This is a genomic window from Fructobacillus sp. ESL1129 (genome assembly GCF_058507945.1).
Genome location: NZ_CP196668.1, coordinates 672,852 through 691,387 on the forward strand (window position 1 = coordinate 672,852; position 18,536 = coordinate 691,387).

Here is an 18,536-nt window from a genome sequence, read left to right on the forward strand (position 1 = left end):
GAAAATTCGGAGGTTTTTATGCTTCAAAATGATTCTGTAACGCTTTGACAACAACGGGTGGAACAAAATCCGCCAATCGATTTGATGATAGTTTGGAGATTTCTTTCACCATCGATGATGAGATGTTTTGGTTTTCAGGTTTGGCAAAGAGTAGGACGGTTTCAACGTCGTCAAGAACCGAATTAACACCCGCAATATCCCGCTCGTATTCAAAGTCTTTACAATTTCTCAAACCACGAATGATAAACTTGGCACCAATGGTGGCCATGTAGTCGACTGTTAAACCATCGATTTGGCCAACCGATACGTTTGGAATGTGGGAAACCGCAGCTTTCACTAAGGCTAGCCGTTCGTCCGGTCGAAAAAGTCCTTGCTTATTCGTATTTTTCCCCACGGCAACGACGACTTCATCAAATAAATCCGCCGCACGCGCAATAATGTCCAAGTGTCCGTTTGTCAGCGGATCAAACGATCCAGGAAAAACCGCCTTTTTCATGTTTTACTTTCTCCTCACTTATCATAACGATAAAGGGACACACGGGTGATGCCGTAGTCCTTTTGCTTGATTAAATCAAGCCGTTCGTCTGCCTCAGGTAAATCGGCCACTTGATCTGATTCAACCATCACAATCGCCCCATCCTGCAGCAATCCCAAAGTAATCATCTTCTCAATATCTTGCTTCAGTTTTTCTTTTGCGTAAGGTGGGTCGAGTAAGACCAATTGAAAAGTCACGCCTTGGTTAGCCAACCGTGTTAACGCAGTATTGGCCGGTGACTTTATCACCGTGAACGCTTGTTCTTCGTGCGTTTTTGCAATGTTTTTTTGAATAACGGCTAGGGCACCTGCCTGCTTATCAACCAAGAAGGCGTGGTCCATCCCACGAGAAATGGCTTCAATCGCCAAGCCACCTGTTCCGGCATAAAGATCTAAAGCCTCACCACCATCAAGGTATGGCAACAGCATTGAAAAAATCGCCTCTTTGACTTTGTCAGTAGTTGGACGGGTTGCCCGTCCCTTCACCGCTTCAAGGTGTAAGCCGCCAAATTTGCCAGCAATGACTCGCATTTACTCTTCCTCCGTCTTTGCTTGTTCATCAGACGGCGTTTGATTGCTTACTTCCTTGTCATAAGCCTCAAAAAAAACATCGTCGTGCTGATCATCTAAGTCTGGATTGATATCAGGACGGGCTGAGGGCTTAACCGTTTTAACAAAGCGGTACTTCTTCAGCTTATCTACTAATTCATCGACTTGATCTTCATTCACATACAAAGACACGTAGTTCATTTTGTTCGAAATATAGGCGATGTCACCAAATTTTTTTAGTTGATTCACCTGTTTCAGGCCACGCATGTATACGTATAAGGCCCTTCGTTCCTGCATATCAAACATTAGTGCTTTAATTCCCTTCGTGCAGCATCATCTTGTGGATTAGGTCGAGCTAACTGTTTTTCTTGGGCGGCAATGTTTAGGGCATAACCAACGGCTGCCGAAAAGAAAACGTAGGAAGAACCCCCACCTGAGATAAACGGAAAAACAACGCCGGTAATCGGCAGTAAGCCTAGTACCCCGCCCAAGTTAACAAAGGATTGCATAATCAAAAGGGCAGCTAGGCCATACAAAAAGAGGCGGTTGTACTGAACTTTTTGTTTAATGCCAATAATGATTAACCGGCCAATCAAAATCATCATAAGACCGAGAACAACGGCAACCAGAAGGGCCCCGAGTTCCTCCGCGGCCACCGCCATGATAAAATCGGTATTCGACTCAGGCAAGTATGGCTTAATCAATGAGTTCCCCAGGCCAACTCCAAACAAGCCACCGTGTGAAATCGCGTAATAAGAGTACAACAGTTGGCGACTTTGGTCCATGTTATACCACGGATCAACGAAGTTAGATAGTCGGCGAATGGCGTAAGAAGACGATTCCTTCAAATCAAAGAAGGCGATAATATTTGGCAAAAAAGCCAAAATCATGAAAAAAATAACGAGCAAAATCAAGTTAGCTTTCGGCTTAACCCCTGATGCCAAAATCATCAGGGTTAACACAGCTAGGGTGATGAAAAAGTTTCCCATATCCGGCATCGCTAGCGTAATGACCAAGAGCAATCCTGGAAAGATTAACTTCAGCCAACGACCCTTTTGCAGCCATAACCGAATAAAACCCAAAAGACCCTTACCAGGCTGCCATGGATAGGCCGATAGCCACTGAGAAAAGTATAGAATTAAGATAATCTTTGCTAATTCAACGGGCTGCAAAGTCACCGGCCCCAAGTTAATCCAGCCGTGGGCACCGTTAACAGCTGGCGCTAATCGAGCAAGGATCAATAAAATTGTCGTAATCACCAGCAAGCCATTTAAAAGTGAAGATGATCGAAGCACCTGTCGGTTGATTTTAAAAGTAAAGAAAGCCGCTGACCAACCAACAACCACAAAAATCGCCTGCTTGGCAAAGGACATAATTGGCGCTAAATAGGCATTCTGCGTTGCTGAAAAGACCATGACAATTCCAATTAAGGAAAGAACAGCGTATGGAACGGCAATCCAATAATCTAAGCGTTGTAACTTCTTAAACATCACTTCCCCACAATATCATCAACAGCCGAACGATCAAGATTTTTGGCAAGAGCAACAATCAATTCACGGGCAGCGTCAAAGTCCGGAATCGACCATACAGTTTCGTGGGTGTGAATATAACGAGAAGCAACGCCTAAGGCAACTGCTGGCAACCCTTGGCCATACTTTTGAACTGCTCCAGCATCGGTTCCACCCTTTGAAACAAAGTATTGATAAGGAATTTGATTATCTTCGGCCGTCTGCAAAATAAATTCCTTTAAACGTGGCGACGTGACCACAGTTGGATCAAAGACACGAATCAGTGTTCCTTGGTCCAGAATGCCTTGCCGACCAACCTTTTGGTCAACATCGTTAGCGGCCGACGAATCAACAGCAAAGAAGACATCTGGCTTGAACTGTTGAACGGCGGGGAGCGCACCACGCAAACCGACCTCTTCCTGCGCATTAGCCCCCATAATCAGGGTGTTCGGTGTTTGCACACCTTGTAAATCTGTCAATGCTGATAAAATGGCCGAAACACCGAAACGATTATCATAGGATTTGGACAGTCCCCGGTTGGGGTTGGCCATCCGCACCGTCTTGCTCTCCGGAACGATAAAGTCACCCGGACGAACACCCATTGATTCTGCCTGTTCCTTTGACTCAAAACCAGCATCAAAAAGAATGTCATCGATGCTTAAGGCAGCTGCTCCGCCCTTGCCACGCAAAAGATGTGGGGAAACGGAGGAAGAAACCACCGGGTATTGACCATTTTTAGTAAAGAGAGTGAAGCGGTGGGCAGGCACTGTCACTGGGTTCCAGCCACCAAGTGAAACAACCTGGAGGGCCCCCGTTGGCAAGATACCTGCCACCATGAAGCCAACTTCATCAAAATGAGCGGCGAACATGACACGCGGATCATCTTCTCGACCGACTTTGGTACCAAAAAGGCCCCCCAAGTCGTTTTGCTCAACATGGTCAACCAACGGCGTTAGATCGTCACGAAACGCCCGACGAACGGCCTCCTCTTGTCCAGACGTTCCCTGTAGCTCCGTGTACTTCACGATTCTTTGCCATGTTTCTTGATTCATAACTCGCGCCCCCCTAAAATGTTGTAATACCTTATTATAGCCCAGCAAGTGACCGACTGGAAAGGAGATTTCCCAACCTTTTACTATTGAAAAAGGAAAATGAGGTGACAGAGACTTTTCTGGTCAAAATGACCACGCAACAATCAGCTAAAGGTATAAAACACAAACAATCAGCGTATTTTCGTTTTATCGTTCGCTTTTAAAGCGTATTTTTCTCATTTTATTCAAGACATCTTCCGTCATTACTGTTAAACTATTCAAGTAGTTAATTAACATAAAGAGGAGTTTTACATGTCACGGATTGCATCTTACTTCCAGTTCAAACAACTGGGCACATCCCTTAAGACGGAAAGCATTGCTGGTTTAACCACCTTTGTTGCGATGTCTTACATTCTTTTTCTTAACCCAAACGTTCTTGCCGCCGCTGGAATGGATAAGGGAGCGGTCTTTACCGCCACTGCCATCTCTGCTGCTGTGGCAACCCTATTCATGGGAATTGTGGCCAAGTACCCCATTGCCATCGCACCAGGTCTTGGCGTGAACGCCTACTTTGCGTACTCCGTTGTTATCGGTATGGGCGTCTCTTGGCAAACGGCCATGGCGGGCATTTTAGTCGCTGCCTTGATTTTTTTGGTTCTAACACTCACACACATCCGTGAAAAAATCATTGATGCCATTCCATATAACCTACGAATCGCCATTGCGGCCGGAATTGGTCTTTTCATCGCCTTTATCGGTCTTCACAACGCTGGCCTGATTGTTGCTAACGCCGATACCATGGTTGCCATGGGTAATTTAACAAAGGGCAGCACGTTACTGGCCATCTTCGGGATTGCCATCACGTTGATTTTAATTATTAAAAAAGTCCCCGCCGCCATCTTCTTCGGAATGGTGGTAACGGCAATTGTCGGCATTGTTTTTGGCGAAATTGCACTGCCAAAGTCCGTCATTGCCTCTGCCCCATCCTTGGAACCAACCTTTGGTCAGGCCTGGTCACACCTCGGTAACATCAACACCTTTGGGATGCTAATTGTGGCATTGACCTTCTTGATTGTCGTCTTCTTTGATACGGCGGGAACCCTAATTGGTCTGACTGAACAGGCAGGCCTCTTGAATAAAGAAGGTAAAATGCCACGTGCCGGTAAAGCCTTGATGGCCGATGCCGTCGGAATGACCGTTGGTGCAACTTTGGGTACTTCTCCAACGTCCGCCTTTGTCGAATCATCTTCTGGAATCGCCGTTGGTGGTCGTTCAGGATTTTCTTCTGTAGTGACTGGTCTTCTCTTCATTTTTGCATTGTTCTTCTCGCCGTTACTGTCCGTCGTGACTTCACAAGTCACCGCCCCTGCCTTGATTGTGGTCGGTATTATGATGGCTGGTAATTTGAAGAAAATTCAATGGGAGGATATGTCAATTGCCGCTCCTTCCTTCTTAGTGGTGATTGGGATGCCATTGACCTACTCAATTTCAGACGGTATCGCTCTTGGTTTCATCGCATACCCCATCACGATGATTGCGGCTAAACGAGCAAAAGAAGTCAATATTTTGATGTATACGCTCGCCATCATCTTCGTTGCCTTCCTCTTCTACACCCATAGCTAACTCAAAAACGCTCCACAATGATGATTGTGGAGCGTTTTTTTAACGCCTAAAATAAACTTTTTCATTGTCAATTTCTAACCAGAAACTACGTCCCTTTTTATCGATTTCACCATAATAAACGCGATCATCTAAGTATATTTTCAATTGATCTTGCTTCAATTCGTAGCTACCGTTAGTCCAACTATCTGAACCATTCAAATTACCAATCACGTCATCACCATGAATCGTCAACGTATCATTACTCACCAAAGCATTGGGAGCTACTTGAACATGGTAAGAACCAGAAAGACGGGTAAAATTAAAGGTCAATAGAAAAGTGGCCGAAAGAACAAAAAGATTAAAGAGTAAAACCCAAAGTAACTGGTAGTTTTTCATCCTTGTATAGGTTTTTTTTAACACTTTTTTCCCTCAGCAATAAATAACGCGGTTTGACGACATTTATGACAATACTGTGACAGCACTATGATAAAAATAATACAGGAAGTTACGAATACAAACAAGTTCGAACTGACCAAAAAACAAAATCAATAAAAAAAGAAGGCGATGCCTTCTTTTTTTATTGACCCATACTACGAGTCGCCCCTCGTAATTCACGCGCATTTGCTAGCGCTGCTTCTGAAATTTCGTCTCCAGAGAGCATCATGGCAATTGCCCGATCCCGGTCCTCAGTTTGCAAGTTATTCACTTCCGTGACGGTTCGTTCACCATCCGAACGTTTCTCAATCAAGAAATGGTGATCAGCAGCGGCAGCCACTTGTGGCAAATGGGTGATCGCCAGCACCTGTGTATTTTTTGAAATCGCCCGCATTTTTTGAGCAATGGCTGACCCAACCCGTCCAGAAACCCCCGTGTCAATTTCATCAAAGACAACGGTGGATAGTCCTTGCTGCGCAATGAAGACGGTTTTTAAAGCCAACATCAATCGAGAAGCCTCACCACCTGAAGCCGCCTTTTCTAAAGGCTTAACCCCTTCTCCCTTGTTGGTTTGCACGTTAAAGCTGACCCGATCAGTGCCATTTGGAAGAAAGCCATTGACCGGTTCAAAGTGAACTTCAAAGAAGGCCTCCTTCATTAACAAGTCGGCTAATTCCTGATTAACCGCTTTTTCGAGTTCTTTGGCCACCCGTTGTCGATCATTTCGTAGCCGATCTCCCGCCTCTTGAATTTGTTTGTTCATAGCGGCCTTTTCAGCCGTTAACTGATCAATGTCCATCGAACCACCATCCAATGTCGCAAGATCCTGATTGACTTTTTGTTGAAAAGCTAAAATTTCGTCAACTGTATCCCCATACTTACGTTTTAGTTGGTGGATGACCTGCAAACGATCATCAATTTGTACCAAAGCCCCTTCATCAAACGAGAGATTGGTAACGGATTCATCCAGTTCACGCCCGGCATCTTGGGCAGCATAGTAGGCTTCAGATAGTGATTGTGCTAAATTCTCGTAACCTGTATCAAAAGAAGCCGCACGGGTGAGGGCTTGGTTTGCTGCCGCCAAAAGATCAATTGCGCCCCCTTCAATGCCTGGATTTAATGCCTGCTGTGCTTCGTCAAGCGAATCCGCTATTTTCTTGTAATTTGACAGCTTGCCTCGCTCTTCCAAAAGCTGTTCTTCCTCACCACTTTTTAAATCGGCGGCTTTTAATTCTTCTGCTTGAAAAGTCAGTAGGTCAACCCGCTGATTGAGGTCGTGTGCTTGCTCCGTCACTTGCTTTAAACGCAGTGCTAACTGCCGATACTGAGCAAAAAGATGCTCGTAATCCGCTTTGTCTCGTTTCATCTGTTCATCAGCAAAGTCGTCCAACAACGTTAAATGCGAATCTGGATTTAACAAGAGTGATGTGTCGTGTTGTCCTTGGATTTCAACCAAACGGGCGCCCAATCCAGCCAAAGTCTTTAGGGGCACGATGACCCCGTTAATTCGCGATACAGACCGCCCCTTCTGGTTAAATTCACGGTAAATGACCACTTGATTGTCTGAAACATCAATCCCCGCATCCAAAAAGGCCTGTTTCAATGCTTCCTGTCGTTGCGCTGGCTTGAGATCAAGAGAAAACACGGCCTGCAGGACAGCTTTTTCAGCCCCTTTTCGAATCATTTCCGTACTAGCCCGACCGCCCGTTAACATCGCAAGGGCATCGATGATAATCGATTTACCGGCACCAGTTTCTCCAGTCAAAACCGTTAAACGGTCATCAAAGGACAGTTCAACCTGATCAATAATGGCAAAATTTTCAATGACAAGTCGTTCGAGCATCCCCAGCCTCCAATCATTATGTACTCGCCTTTTTCAGGCGATTGCTGTCAGCCCTCTTGGTCTAACTGACCATGGGCTTCCTCAATTATTTGGTCAATCTTGACTGATCCAGCGATTGAAGCATCATCACTGCGTTCCAACCAAGCCAAAAACTCAATGTTGCCTTGTCCACCCTTGATTGGCGAATAAGTCAAACCCTTCACTGCGAAGCCGTTTTCGACCATCATTGGCAGGGTTGTCTCGAGTACTTTTCGATGAACAGTTGGATCCTTAATAATCCCGTGCTTACCAACAAATTCACGACCTGCTTCAAACTGAGGCTTTATCAAAGCCGCCACTTCGCCACCCTTGGCCAAAATGTCTTTCAAAGTTGGCAAAATAAGGGCAAGTGAAATAAAGGAAACGTCAATGGTTGCACGAGTCGGCTGTCCCTCCATGAAGTCAGCCAGTTTTGCATAGCGAAAATTGGTGTTTTCCATCACCGTCACCCGCTCGTCAATTCGCAGCTTCCATGCTAGTTGGTTCGTCCCCACATCCAGCGCATAGACGTGCTTCGCACCGTTTTGCAAGGAAACATCAGTGAACCCACCCGTTGAGGAACCAATGTCTAAGACAATTTGATTCGTCATGTCCATACCAAAGGTTTCAATGGCTTTGACCAGTTTATAACCACCACGAGAAACAAACGGAAGCGGTTGCCCCTTAAAGTGGAGTTCCGTTGTCACAGGAATCTTTTGTCCAGCTTTATCCAACCGCTCTTCGTTTTCACCAAGAATCTGACCAGCCATCACGGCCCTTTTGGCCTGTTCACGGGAAGTAAAAAGCCCCTGCTGAACCAATAAAATGTCGACACGTTCTTTTGCAACTGCCATCGCTATGCTCCAATTAAATCAATCAGGTCCGTCAATAAGGCGGAATCAAAATGCTGATCGTATTCCGCCAAGTCAGCTAACGCCGTCTTCGCTTGTTCCCGTAAGTTAGCGGCCAACGTCTGGGAATCAGCAAAACCATATAGGTGGACAAGGGAGGCCACGCCCTCCTTTTCGTCCTGCTCATAATCATCAATATCGTCTGCAATTTGGAAAAGCAGTCCCAGGTTTTGCGCATAACGCGCCACCAACAAAAGAGATTTCTCATCCAAAGACAGGTAATGACCGCCGATTAACGCAGCCGCCATGATGAGATCCGCCGTTTTCATCTGATAGACTTTCATTAAAACGGCAGCCTCATCCAAGCGGTCGGAAACATGGTGATTGCGCATGTCTAAGACCTGCCCATAAACCATGCCAAAGGCGCCAGAACGATTGGCCAAAGTCGAGACCATCTTCACCTGCTGTTCTGCTGGAACGGCCGTAAGCGAACTCAAAATGGCGTAGGCGTTCGCCTGCAAGGCGTCACCCACGAGCACGGCTAAGGCTGGTCCAAACTTCGCATGAACGGACAACTGTCCCCGACGGTAGGCATCGTTATCCATTTCGGGCAAATCATCGTGGACCAAAGAATAAGCATGTACCCATTCAATCGCCGAAGCCGCTTTAATGGCTTCAGCATCAATGCTTTTCCCAAAAGAATCCATCACTGCCAAAGCTAGGAGGGGTCGTAAGCGTTTCCCAGGGGTGAGCAGTGCGTATTGTAAAGCCGCTTCGTAGGTCGAATCCTTTTCATAATTTGAAATGAGTTCGGTCCTTGGTTCGGTAACTTCTTTTACAAGGGCTGCCTGAACCATTGGCTTATATTGCTTGATAAAATCCTTAAACCTAGTCATTGTTCGTCAATTCCAAGTTGGTCATGGAACCGTCATCTTGCATGACTTTCGCAAGGGTCTTTTCAGCTTCTGCCAGAGTCTTTTGCAAATCCTTGGCCAAAGTCACACCGGTCTTAAAGTCAACTAGGGCCGTTTCCAAAGGACGGTTTCCCTGTTCCAAAGCGGTCACAATTTGATCAAGTTGCTTTAATTTTTCTTCAAATGATGCTTGTTCAGTCATGTTCTTCTCCTAAAATTTCCGCCTGTCGCTGCCCATCTGAAAAGGTCAGCGACACATGTTGCCCCGGTGCCAGGTCGTTTTTAGACTTCACAACCCGGCCCTCTGGATCTTTTACAATACTATAACCGGAGGACAAAATTTTTAATGGTGAAACCAAATCAAGTTTAGCTGCCGCCAGCGACAGTCGCTCTTTGTATGGGCGCAAGAGCTGACTTTGCTGGTTGGCCAGTCGTTCGGTCAGGGCCTGCTTTTGGTACTTGGCTTGGTCCGTCTTTCTTGAGAAAGCTTGGACTAATCGCTTCTCTAACGAGTCCACCTCTTGTTGATAAGCGGCATAAAGTCGGTCAGGCTGTTTCATAATTGGCCGGTCAATGACGTACTTTAAATCCTGCTGCTTTTGTTGGATAAGTTTTTGCCCGGCGAGATTGAGGCGGGCAGAAAGTTCCAACACTCGGTCGATTAAATTTTGCTTTGTAATTGGCGTTGCCAATTCAGCTGCAGCAGTCGGCGTGGCCGCCCGTTGGTCAGCCACCAAATCCACCAAGGTGTTGTCGGTTTCATGCCCTACTGAGGCAATGATTGGGGTTTTTAAAGCAGCAACCTTACGAACCAAGGCCTCATCGTTAAAGGCCCAAAGGTCTTCAATCGAACCGCCACCACGTCCAATGATTGCTGTGTCGAACCCAAGTTGGTCGACCCGATCAAGCTGTTTTAAAAGAGAAGGTACCGCACCATCCCCTTGAACAACAGCTGGTAACAGCACCACTTGGGCTTGTGGTAACCGGCGTTCAACCGTTTTAGCCACATCCTCCACAACCGCCCCAGTTGGCGAGGTAATGACGGCGATTCGCTTAGGCAAAGGTGGGATGGCCCGTTTTGGTGCCGTAAAGAGACCTTCTTTAGCCAATTTATCTTTCAACTGTTGTAATGCTAAGAAAAGATCACCGACTCCGGCAGGGGTCATCTGTTCTAAAATAATGGAATAGGAACCAGCGGGTTCGTAGATTTGAACACGTCCAACCGCCTGTATCTTCATGCCTTCTTCCGGTTCAAATTTCAAACGAGAAGCGTAGGAAAACATGGCAGCCCGAATAACAGCCTTTTCCTCCGGATCCTTGATGGAAAAATACAGGTGACGGGAGCGCCGATTTCCAAGGTTGGAAATTTCACCAGTCAAGTAAACCTTTCCCAAGTGAGGATCTCGGTCAAATTTGGCACTCAAATATTTTGTTAAGGCCGACACGGTAACGTATTGTGATTCTTCCACGAAAGCCCCCTCCTCTGCACGAATGAATTCCCTTTCATTATATCAGAAAGTTTGACAGCCTGACTTTTGGACAATAAAAAAGGACGAACCGTGGTTCGCCCTTAGTTTGGCATGCCGAATTCGCTTCGACGGGCGGTTTGATTCAGTCACGAACCAAACAAGTCTTGCGTCACCCTAGCTTGCGCTAGTAGTCATGGTGAGAAATGGAAGTTCCACAACAACCAAAACACCTGCACCAAATCCGTGGCTTGGAATTTAATCCTAGCAGGCCGCGTGAGCGTCCTAAAAGACGCGTTCGACTCATCGCATACTTCTATTATGCCAGTAATGTTTGAAAAAAGCAAGCCTGGTGGTCCCGTCTCATGCACCCGAGCTGACAACGTTCATCCGGTAATAAACCTTCGCCATTTTATCCCGATCAAACAGTGGTTGCTTTCTGATTTCGTTCTTCCTATAATAGCGCTATGCTAATCATTACAAAAATCCAAACCAAAGAATTAAAAGCCATCGGTCCAGCTGAAGTGACAGACTGGGAAGATTTGGCCATCCCAGAAAACGACTTTGTTGATAAAAAGACGCTGATTACAGCAGTCGTTGAGGCCTATGATTTAGGCAAACTGCAGACCCTTTCACACATATCATCCCCGTCCGTTTTGAAGGCAACGGTGGAAAAAGATGACCAAACCTACCATTTATCCGCCAAAATCAATCAGGAATAGGCAGCATTAATCACCATTTTTTAGGAGGGATAGTTGCTTTGTTCCCCCCTCCAAATGTTACCAATACCAAAATGAAAAGAACCCCTCATCATACTGATTCATCAGTTCTTATGAGGGGTTCTTTTTCTTGATATTGTTTACTTAGTTTGATTTATCCACTGAAATCAATACTATTCTGCCGATTTTTCTTCTTTTTCAGTCGTCTCTGCCGCCTCTTCTGCTTCCTGCAAAGCCACTTTCTGATTTTCACGAATTTCATCGAGAAGTTCAGCAAAACGTTGGGCCGCTTTGGCAAAAACTGAATCAGAATCATCTAAGAAGGCCGATAGTGAAGCCAGTTTTTCAATTTTCAAAGCAGATTTGGAAACGTTGGCATTGTCAACAATCAGGTAAACGTTCAATTCATATGCCTGATCGACGTAAACCAGTTTCTTTTCCTGGTTTTTGTAACGAAGTGGTAAATTGATGACGTTTAATTCCAGTGACAAAGTCGTGCCACCCTGCTCAATTCCCCCATCAATGTCCAATGCGGCCCGTGCCGGTTCTTCATTTTCGGCTAGTTGCAAAAAGGCAGAAAAGAGTGCATCTAAATCAACATCCTTTTCTTTAGAATTCTCAAGCACCGTGTCCTTGTATGACTGATTTTCAACTAGATCAACTATATTTTCACCTGATAGTTCCATGACGTCTCCTTTGCTTAACAAAAGAAGTATAGCATAGGCAGAAAGGTCAACAAAAGCAAAAACCGTCCTTTTCAAAAAAGGACGGTTTTTCATTGCTTAAACTAGTGGTAAGCGTCGTTGCAAGGTGTAGGCAATGGAAGGGAAAACATAAACAAAATCGTTTAATTCTTCCTTTGTCAACGCCATTTGCACGTATGGAACAATTGTGTTGATTGTTTCCTCAGCAGCGTTTGCCTTTTCAGCAGCACCAACTAGTTTTTGGCTCTTCTTATCAAAAATTAAGGCAAGCTGTGCACCCTGCTCATTTTCAATCTGACGATACCAGTCCCCATCGTAGGAAGCTTCGACCACTTCATATTGATCAGGATTGGCCTTGGCCTCATCCAAATGAACACCCACCTGGGCAATCCGTGGTGAGGTAAAGACAATTTCAGAAATGGCTGGGTAGGCAATTGGCCCTTCATTGGTTCCCATAAACTTAGCAGCCAGGTAACGAGATTCAAAAGCGGCTGTCGGTGTCAACTTCGGAATGGTCTTATCGATGGCATCCCCGGCAGCGTAAATATTTTCGACGTTTGTTTGCAGGTACTCATTAACCTCAATACCCCGGGGGTTGGCTTTGACCCCCGCTGCTTCGAGGTTCAGCTGATCATGATTTGGAATTCGTCCCGTTGCATCTAGGACATAATCAGTCGTTAACTGGAATTCCTTGGGTCCATACAAAGTCAATGAACCGTTTTCTTCCTCTTCAGCTCGTTCAATTTCCATGTCTGGAATAAACCGAACACCAGCTTTTTTCAAGTCAGCCTGGACAGAAGCCACGTATTCGGCTGGGAACTGCTTCAAGAGGCGGTTGCCACGAGTAATCACATCGACTTTGGCACCAACCGCAGAAGCAATCGTTGCAAACTCGATTGCGACAAAACCACCACCCAAAATAGTGACATGTTCAGGCATATGTGGCAGTGACAAGAAATCCGTCGAGTTAGCGAAGTTTTCAGAACCAGGGATGTTCAAGCGGTGGGGCCGCAAACCGGTGGCAATGACAATCTTGTCGGCCGTGTACGTTTTCTCACCAACCTTCACTGTGTGAGCATCAACGAATTCTGCGTGACCATTAATGGTGGTGATTCCAGCATTATCCAAGCGGTCCTTACCATGCTGGTCTTGGGGCACGATAAGTTCGTGCTTGTGAGCCATCAAGTCTTCCCAATTTACTTTAGGAACACCATCAAGGCCGCGACCTTGCAGTGCTTTGATTTGGTCAATCAACTGCAAGGGTTTGTCCAAAATAATTTTGGCATTGCAACCCTTATTCGAGCAAACCCCGCCGTATTGTGACTCTTCAATGACGCCAATTTTCACACCAGTCTTAGCAAGCGGAACGGCCCCGTTCCATGTTGCTTGACCAGATCCAATATGCAGTACGGAAAAATCCATCCAAAACTCCTTTCGAATTCGTGATCATAACAATCCTAGCTTAGCGTGCTTGAATCTCTGATTCAACCAAGTACTTATGGTTCATGACCATGTTACCACCCGTTGTTGGTTGGTAATTAACAGCGTATGCTGGTCCGTCTTCCACCTTAGTAATGGTAGCCTTAGCACCCTTCATATTTGGCATGTGATCACTTTCAAGTGTTACCTTGTCACCCTTCTTGTGGTCCTTCATGTCTTTAAAGTCGTCCTTGGTCAACCACTTATGGCCTGTCACTTTCTGACCGCCATTTGTTGGTTGGTAAGTGACTTCATAGACCTTCGTATCGTAAACAGCCGCAACCGTACCTTGTGCGCCCTTCATACCGGACATATGGGTGGCTTCAAGCGTGATAGCTGTGCCAACTGGATACTTAGGATTTTCGGCTGCCTTTAAGTTGGTTGGCAAGCTCTCATCCATTTTCATTCCAGACATATCGGACATCGATGATGACATGTCCATTGACGATGACATGTTCATTTTCTTGTCAGAAGACATCGACATTCCGCTCATGGAACCATTATTTTTACTATTGGACTGGTGATTCCCCACCACGATAGCGGTCGCAACACCAGCAACAATCACGACAATAGCAGCAATTAACGCAAGGGCTTTCTTAGACATATTCGACTCCTTTTATCATATTGGTCTAGTTGTAATTATATTACCAAGAATCATTATAACACAGATAGCCAGCCATTTTTAAACCATAATAAAAAAGAAAGGAAGAATCCCTTCCTTTCTTTTTTAGCTAGCAGTTTCTACTTTTTCTTATGTGGCATACGCTTCCAAAAGTCTGCCTTATTTTCCTGACGTGAGCGCGCAATACCCATTGCATGCTTCGGAACATCATTTGTGATGGTTGAACCCGCAGCCGTAATTGCCTCGTCTTCAATGGTCACGGGCGCAATGATCTTCGTATTGGAACCGATAAAAGCACGGTCCCCGACTTTACTATCGAACTTATGCACACCGTCATAGTTAACAAATATTGTACCAGCACCCACATTAACATCTTCGCCAAGAGTGGCGTTCCCAACGTATGAAAGGTGCCCCACTTTTGATTGTTTCCCAATGGTTGCTTTTTTCACTTCGACAAAGTTACCTAGGTGGGCACCGTCTTCAATCACTGCCAAAGGACGTAAATGGGCATAGGGACCGATGGTCGTTTCGTTCTTTACGACCGCTTCTTCCAAGTGAGATGAGGTAATCACGTTGCCATCCCCAATGGAAGAGTCCGCAATCACCGTGCCATTCGTCAGGTGGTTATCATGACCGATAACGGTCTGCCCGGTCAACGTTACGTTGCCTTCGATGACCGTATCCTGACCAATTTTAACATCGGCCTCGATGTAGGTCTGGGCAGGGGCCAATAACTCCACCCCATTACGCATGTGCTTTTCATTGATGCGTGCTCGCATAATTTCATTGGCCTTTGCTAAAGCCACGCGGTCGTTTACCCCAAGCGACTCTGAAAAGTCCATGGTTTCATAGGCACCGATAGGCTGCCCGCTTTCACGAAGAATGTCGAGCGTATCCGGCAGGTAATATTCTCCCTGGGCGTTATCGTTACCGACTTTGGCAAGGGCCTGAAAGAGCAATTGGTTATCAAAAACGTAAACACCAGTATTGATTTCTTGAATTCGACGTTCCGTGATGGAAGCGTCCTTTTCTTCAACAATCTTCAAGACCATGCCATCATCGTCGCGAACAATCCGACCATAACCCGTTGGATCATCGGCATGAGCCGTTAATACCGTCACGGCTGCCTTCGTTCGATCATGTTCCTCAAGCAAAGCATCAAGCGTCTTGGTCGTAAAGAGTGGGGTATCACCAGACAAAATCAACGTTGATCCCGCTGAGTCGCCAAGTGCCTTTTTCGTTTGCAAGACAGCATGGCCAGTCCCCAATTGCTTTTCCTGAATGACAAAGTCGGAACGGCCAACAAGGTGTTCTTGCACTCGTTCAGCGCCGACACCAGTGACCGTCAGAATCTTTTCAGGCGACAGGGGTTCAACGGCTGAAATCACCCAATCCACCATGGCTCGGCCAGCTACCTGGTGCAGCACTTTTGGCAAGTTCGACTTCATTCGCGAACCGTTTCCTGCTGCTAAAATGACAACGTTTGTTCCTTTCATGATCAATCCTTCTTTTGATAAATTCGCTTCTGAAAGTTGCCTGGCGCAACCTTAATAGCCCCCGTCGCATCGGGACTTGTTTCAACATGGAGTAATGAGGTGAAGTCTTCGATTAGACGGACATTCGAACGACCTTCAGCAAAAACAGCCGTTCCCACAACATGTCCCCCGAATTCACGAACCAGCGTCTGCATTCCCTGAATGGTGCCGCCGGCTTTCATAAAATCATCAACAATGAGTACCTTAGCACCCGACCGCAGGGACCGCTTCGACAAAGCCATTTTCTCAACACGCTTGGAGGAACCAGTTAGATAATTAACTGAAATCATGGAACCTTCCGTTACCTTGGCATCATCACGAACAATGACAAACGGAACGTTTAATTCGCTCGCGACTGCCTGAGCCAACGGAATCCCCTTTGTCGCAGCCGTCATAACCGCGTCAATTTCTTGGCCGGCGTATTGGGTAGTGAGCAAGCGACCCGTTTGGCGAAGAATATCGGGACGCCCAAGCAGATCAGAAAGGTAAACATAGCCTCCAGGGAGCACACGTGATTCGTCTGACACCGCTTCGCAAACGGCATTGACAAAGTCCACGGCCTCCACTTCACCCATTAACGGTGTGTAAAAGACACCGCCTGCAGCACCAGGATAGGTTTTTAAATCGCCAGTCCCGCGCGTTTTAAAAACACGCCGAACAATCGCCAAATCTTCTGAAATTGATGACTTGGCGGTTTCATAACGTTCTGAAAAGAAGTTCAAGGAAACGAGTTCCCTTGGATGCTCTAGTAAGTAATGGGTCATATCGACCAAACGGTCGGCTCGTCGTGTCTTCATATTGCCATGTCGGGCCCTTGGCCCGCCCCCTTTATTAAACAAAATCTCCCGAACATTATAGCATAAAAAAAGTTAAAAAGACGAACATTCGTCTTTTTAACTTAGAATTTTTAACTTTTTAAAGCTTAGTTCATTTTTTGCATTAGCAAAGACATAAGATAAATTCCCACCTCAATTAAGGCAATGAAAACCGAGGTCGGTAGGTTAGTTAAGTAAGCCAGCGAAAGGCCCATCCAGGTACCAAACAGTGCGAAAAACATACTCATCCCGATCAGACCAACAACCGACTTTTGAAAAGTTCGTGCCGAAGCCGCTGGCAATGTAACGAGAACAAAGACCAATAGCGAACCAACTAATTGAGACGAAATCGCAACTGACAAGGCCATGATTAGGAGGAAAAAGATTCGCAAAAGCCCCTTCTTATTTCGTGACATCAATAAACCCTCTTCATCAAAGGCTAGTAATGATAACGGTCGATAGAAAAAAAGGATGAGCGCCATCACCAAGGCAGCCATGCCGAGCAATAGGTAGATATCGGAAAGCGAAATGCCCAATACCGAACCAAAGAGAATACCAGTAGCCGAAGAGGAAGAAGAGTGGCCCAAAGCCAGGAACAAAATTCCCAATCCAATGGCCAAAGCCGAAATGGCTGATGTGACATTGTCTGATTTGACTTTGGCATTTTCTAAGGACCCAATGGCTAAGGCCGATAGAGCCGTCAGGGCAATCATCCCCATCAACGGTGCAAAGCCTAACCAAAAGCCCATGGCGGCCCCTGCAAAGGCAATTTCGGAAAGTGAATGGGTTAAGAAGTTATACGACCTCGCCACCACAAACGTTCCCACAAGTGCTGAGACAATGGCAATGACCGTTCCCGCCACGAAGGCATGGACCATATAGGGTTCAGAAAACATGGTTCACCTCCTCACGGTGTGTTGAATCAGCTGCAACAGGTAGCTCCTTGGCTAAGCCCAGGTCAACTTCTTGGTTATGCAACCAAAGATAACGGTCTGCCTTCCCTTTCACCCACGAAGTATCATGAGAAATCCAGAGAACGAGCATTTTCTGCTCCTGCTGCACCTGCCGAATCTGCTTAACAAGAGCCAGCGTGTGTTCACTATCCAAGGCAGAACTTGGTTCATCTAAAATTAGTAAATCAGGTTGTTTTGCCACCGCCTGAGCGATATACGCCCGTTGCTTTTGTCCGCCGGAAGCCATGGCAATTGGCTGATCAGCAATCGCTTCAAGGTCAAAGCGCTGAATCGCGTCAGCAACATGCTGCTTTTCGCTTTTACTAAGCCAGGGGAGTCCGTAATTGCGCACCCCAAGTGCAATAAAGGAGCGAATCGATAGGGGGTAATCAGCTCCAAGATCTCGAAACTGCGGAACATAAGCAACGTTTTCAGCCTGCACTTGAATGGCCCCGGTTTTTTCCTGGCTAAGTGCGGCGTTTAGAATCGCTGTCACTAACGTCGTTTTCCCCGCACCATTTTCGCCGAGAATAACCACCAACTGATCATCAGTCAGCGTAAAGGAAACATCTTTTAAAATTACCTTTTTACCAAAAGCGGCCCGAAAATGGTCAACTTGAATTATCGTTTTCATGCTTCTTTCCTCTAAAAAATAAAAAGGACCCCGCGAGGGCCCCTTTTGTTCAGTTTTATTCCGCAAAGTCAACCTGGACATTCTTCGTCAAAATGTCTGCATAACTATACGAAGCTTGCTTAAACTGTGTATCTTCGTCTAATTCCACAACAAATAGTGATGGAAAAGTAGAACGCAAAACGCCAGAACGTTCTGTAAATTTTTTGCGGCCGGCCTGCGAAACGACGGTAACGGCTTCGCCAATGTGATTGTCTAATCTTGATTTAATTTCTTCGATGCTTGACATTTGAACCGCCTTTCTCATTAAACAATCATAATTATAAC

21 protein-coding genes are annotated in these 18,536 nt (G+C 46.0%); 2 read left to right on the forward strand and 19 right to left on the reverse strand.

Features of this window, described 5'->3' with window-relative positions:
* Positions 1-16: 16 nt before the first annotated feature.
* Genes coaD through pepA form a run of 5 tightly spaced genes read right to left on the reverse strand, consistent with a single transcriptional unit; the run spans position 17 to position 3,643 of the window.
* A complete protein-coding gene (gene coaD / locus ACSYSL_RS03215) occupies positions 17-496 on the reverse strand; it encodes a pantetheine-phosphate adenylyltransferase (protein ID WP_010017825.1) in 480 nt (159 codons plus the stop codon).
* 14 nt (positions 497-510) lie between these two features.
* The gene (gene rsmD, locus ACSYSL_RS03220; RefSeq protein WP_491709075.1) at positions 511-1,065 is read right to left on the reverse strand and encodes a 16S rRNA (guanine(966)-N(2))-methyltransferase RsmD; all 555 of its coding nucleotides are present in this window, start codon (positions 1,063-1,065) and stop codon (positions 511-513) included.
* The gene (locus ACSYSL_RS03225) at positions 1,066-1,389 is read right to left on the reverse strand and encodes a YlbG family protein (protein ID WP_010017821.1); all 324 of its coding nucleotides are present in this window, start codon (positions 1,387-1,389) and stop codon (positions 1,066-1,068) included.
* Complete coding sequence (locus tag ACSYSL_RS03230; RefSeq protein ID WP_491709076.1) at positions 1,389-2,573, reverse strand: FtsW/RodA/SpoVE family cell cycle protein; 1,185 nt, start codon at positions 2,571-2,573, stop codon at positions 1,389-1,391. The genes ACSYSL_RS03225 and ACSYSL_RS03230 overlap by 1 nt, the downstream gene beginning before the upstream one ends.
* Positions 2,573-3,643, reverse strand: coding sequence for a glutamyl aminopeptidase (gene pepA, locus ACSYSL_RS03235; protein ID WP_491709077.1), 1,071 nt, complete (start codon positions 3,641-3,643; stop codon positions 2,573-2,575). Before pepA ends, ACSYSL_RS03230 begins: the two co-directional genes overlap by 1 nt.
* A gap of 291 nt (positions 3,644-3,934) precedes the next feature.
* Between pepA and ACSYSL_RS03240 the strand changes: the two genes are divergently transcribed.
* The gene (locus ACSYSL_RS03240) at positions 3,935-5,245 is read left to right on the forward strand and encodes an NCS2 family permease (RefSeq protein WP_010017816.1); all 1,311 of its coding nucleotides are present in this window, start codon (positions 3,935-3,937) and stop codon (positions 5,243-5,245) included.
* Between the two features lie 39 nt (positions 5,246-5,284).
* Here the strand turns inward: ACSYSL_RS03240 and ACSYSL_RS03245 are convergent, their stop codons facing one another.
* The 6 genes from ACSYSL_RS03245 to xseA all read right to left on the reverse strand — a co-directional run bounded on the left by ACSYSL_RS03245 (position 5,285) and on the right by xseA (position 10,754).
* Positions 5,285-5,620 carry a hypothetical protein gene (locus ACSYSL_RS03245; RefSeq protein ID WP_010017815.1) on the reverse strand — a complete coding sequence of 112 codons (336 nt, stop codon included), beginning with the start codon at positions 5,618-5,620 and terminating at the stop codon, positions 5,285-5,287.
* Between the two features lie 181 nt (positions 5,621-5,801).
* On the reverse strand, positions 5,802-7,502 hold the full coding sequence (recN, locus tag ACSYSL_RS03250) for a DNA repair protein RecN (protein WP_491709078.1): 1,701 nt from the start codon (positions 7,500-7,502) through the stop codon (positions 5,802-5,804).
* A 47-nt stretch (positions 7,503-7,549) separates the two neighbouring features.
* Positions 7,550-8,374, reverse strand: coding sequence for a TlyA family RNA methyltransferase (locus tag ACSYSL_RS03255; RefSeq protein WP_491709079.1), 825 nt, complete (start codon positions 8,372-8,374; stop codon positions 7,550-7,552).
* Positions 8,375-8,376: 2 nt separating this feature from the next.
* Entirely contained in the window at positions 8,377-9,267 is an 891-nt protein-coding gene (locus ACSYSL_RS03260; protein ID WP_187753431.1) for a polyprenyl synthetase family protein, read from the reverse strand.
* A complete protein-coding gene (locus ACSYSL_RS03265; RefSeq protein WP_491709080.1) occupies positions 9,260-9,487 on the reverse strand; it encodes an exodeoxyribonuclease VII small subunit in 228 nt (75 codons plus the stop codon). Before ACSYSL_RS03265 ends, ACSYSL_RS03260 begins: the two co-directional genes overlap by 8 nt.
* Positions 9,480-10,754 (reverse strand): exodeoxyribonuclease VII large subunit, encoded by a 1,275-nt coding sequence (gene xseA, locus ACSYSL_RS03270; RefSeq protein WP_491709081.1) that lies wholly within the window; start codon positions 10,752-10,754, stop codon positions 9,480-9,482. The genes ACSYSL_RS03265 and xseA overlap by 8 nt, the downstream gene beginning before the upstream one ends.
* Positions 10,755-11,218: 464 nt before the next feature.
* On the opposite strand from xseA, the gene ACSYSL_RS03275 reads away from it, so the two are divergent.
* Positions 11,219-11,473 carry a hypothetical protein gene (locus ACSYSL_RS03275; protein WP_491709082.1) on the forward strand — a complete coding sequence of 85 codons (255 nt, stop codon included), beginning with the start codon at positions 11,219-11,221 and terminating at the stop codon, positions 11,471-11,473.
* 170 nt (positions 11,474-11,643) lie between these two features.
* Here the strand turns inward: ACSYSL_RS03275 and ACSYSL_RS03280 are convergent, their stop codons facing one another.
* The 8 genes from ACSYSL_RS03280 to ACSYSL_RS03315 form a co-directional block, all read right to left on the reverse strand.
* Positions 11,644-12,156: a hypothetical protein gene (locus tag ACSYSL_RS03280; RefSeq protein WP_010017807.1), complete on the reverse strand. Its 513-nt coding sequence runs from the start codon at positions 12,154-12,156 to the stop codon at positions 11,644-11,646.
* Between the two features lie 96 nt (positions 12,157-12,252).
* Complete coding sequence (locus tag ACSYSL_RS03285) at positions 12,253-13,596, reverse strand: dihydrolipoyl dehydrogenase family protein (RefSeq protein WP_491709083.1); 1,344 nt, start codon at positions 13,594-13,596, stop codon at positions 12,253-12,255.
* A gap of 40 nt (positions 13,597-13,636) precedes the next feature.
* Positions 13,637-14,257, reverse strand: coding sequence for a YdhK family protein (locus ACSYSL_RS03290; RefSeq protein ID WP_491709084.1), 621 nt, complete (start codon positions 14,255-14,257; stop codon positions 13,637-13,639).
* A gap of 137 nt (positions 14,258-14,394) precedes the next feature.
* Entirely contained in the window at positions 14,395-15,771 is a 1,377-nt protein-coding gene (gene glmU / locus ACSYSL_RS03295) for a bifunctional UDP-N-acetylglucosamine diphosphorylase/glucosamine-1-phosphate N-acetyltransferase GlmU (protein ID WP_491709085.1), read from the reverse strand.
* 2 nt (positions 15,772-15,773) lie between these two features.
* The gene (purR, locus tag ACSYSL_RS03300; protein ID WP_010017800.1) at positions 15,774-16,607 is read right to left on the reverse strand and encodes a pur operon repressor; all 834 of its coding nucleotides are present in this window, start codon (positions 16,605-16,607) and stop codon (positions 15,774-15,776) included.
* 125 nt (positions 16,608-16,732) lie between these two features.
* The gene (locus ACSYSL_RS03305) at positions 16,733-17,521 is read right to left on the reverse strand and encodes a metal ABC transporter permease (protein ID WP_010017799.1); all 789 of its coding nucleotides are present in this window, start codon (positions 17,519-17,521) and stop codon (positions 16,733-16,735) included.
* Positions 17,511-18,212 carry a metal ABC transporter ATP-binding protein gene (locus ACSYSL_RS03310; RefSeq protein WP_010017797.1) on the reverse strand — a complete coding sequence of 234 codons (702 nt, stop codon included), beginning with the start codon at positions 18,210-18,212 and terminating at the stop codon, positions 17,511-17,513. The genes ACSYSL_RS03305 and ACSYSL_RS03310 overlap by 11 nt, the downstream gene beginning before the upstream one ends.
* 55 nt (positions 18,213-18,267) lie before the next feature.
* Positions 18,268-18,498, reverse strand: coding sequence for a Veg family protein (locus tag ACSYSL_RS03315; protein WP_010017795.1), 231 nt, complete (start codon positions 18,496-18,498; stop codon positions 18,268-18,270).
* Positions 18,499-18,536: the final 38 nt, after the last annotated feature.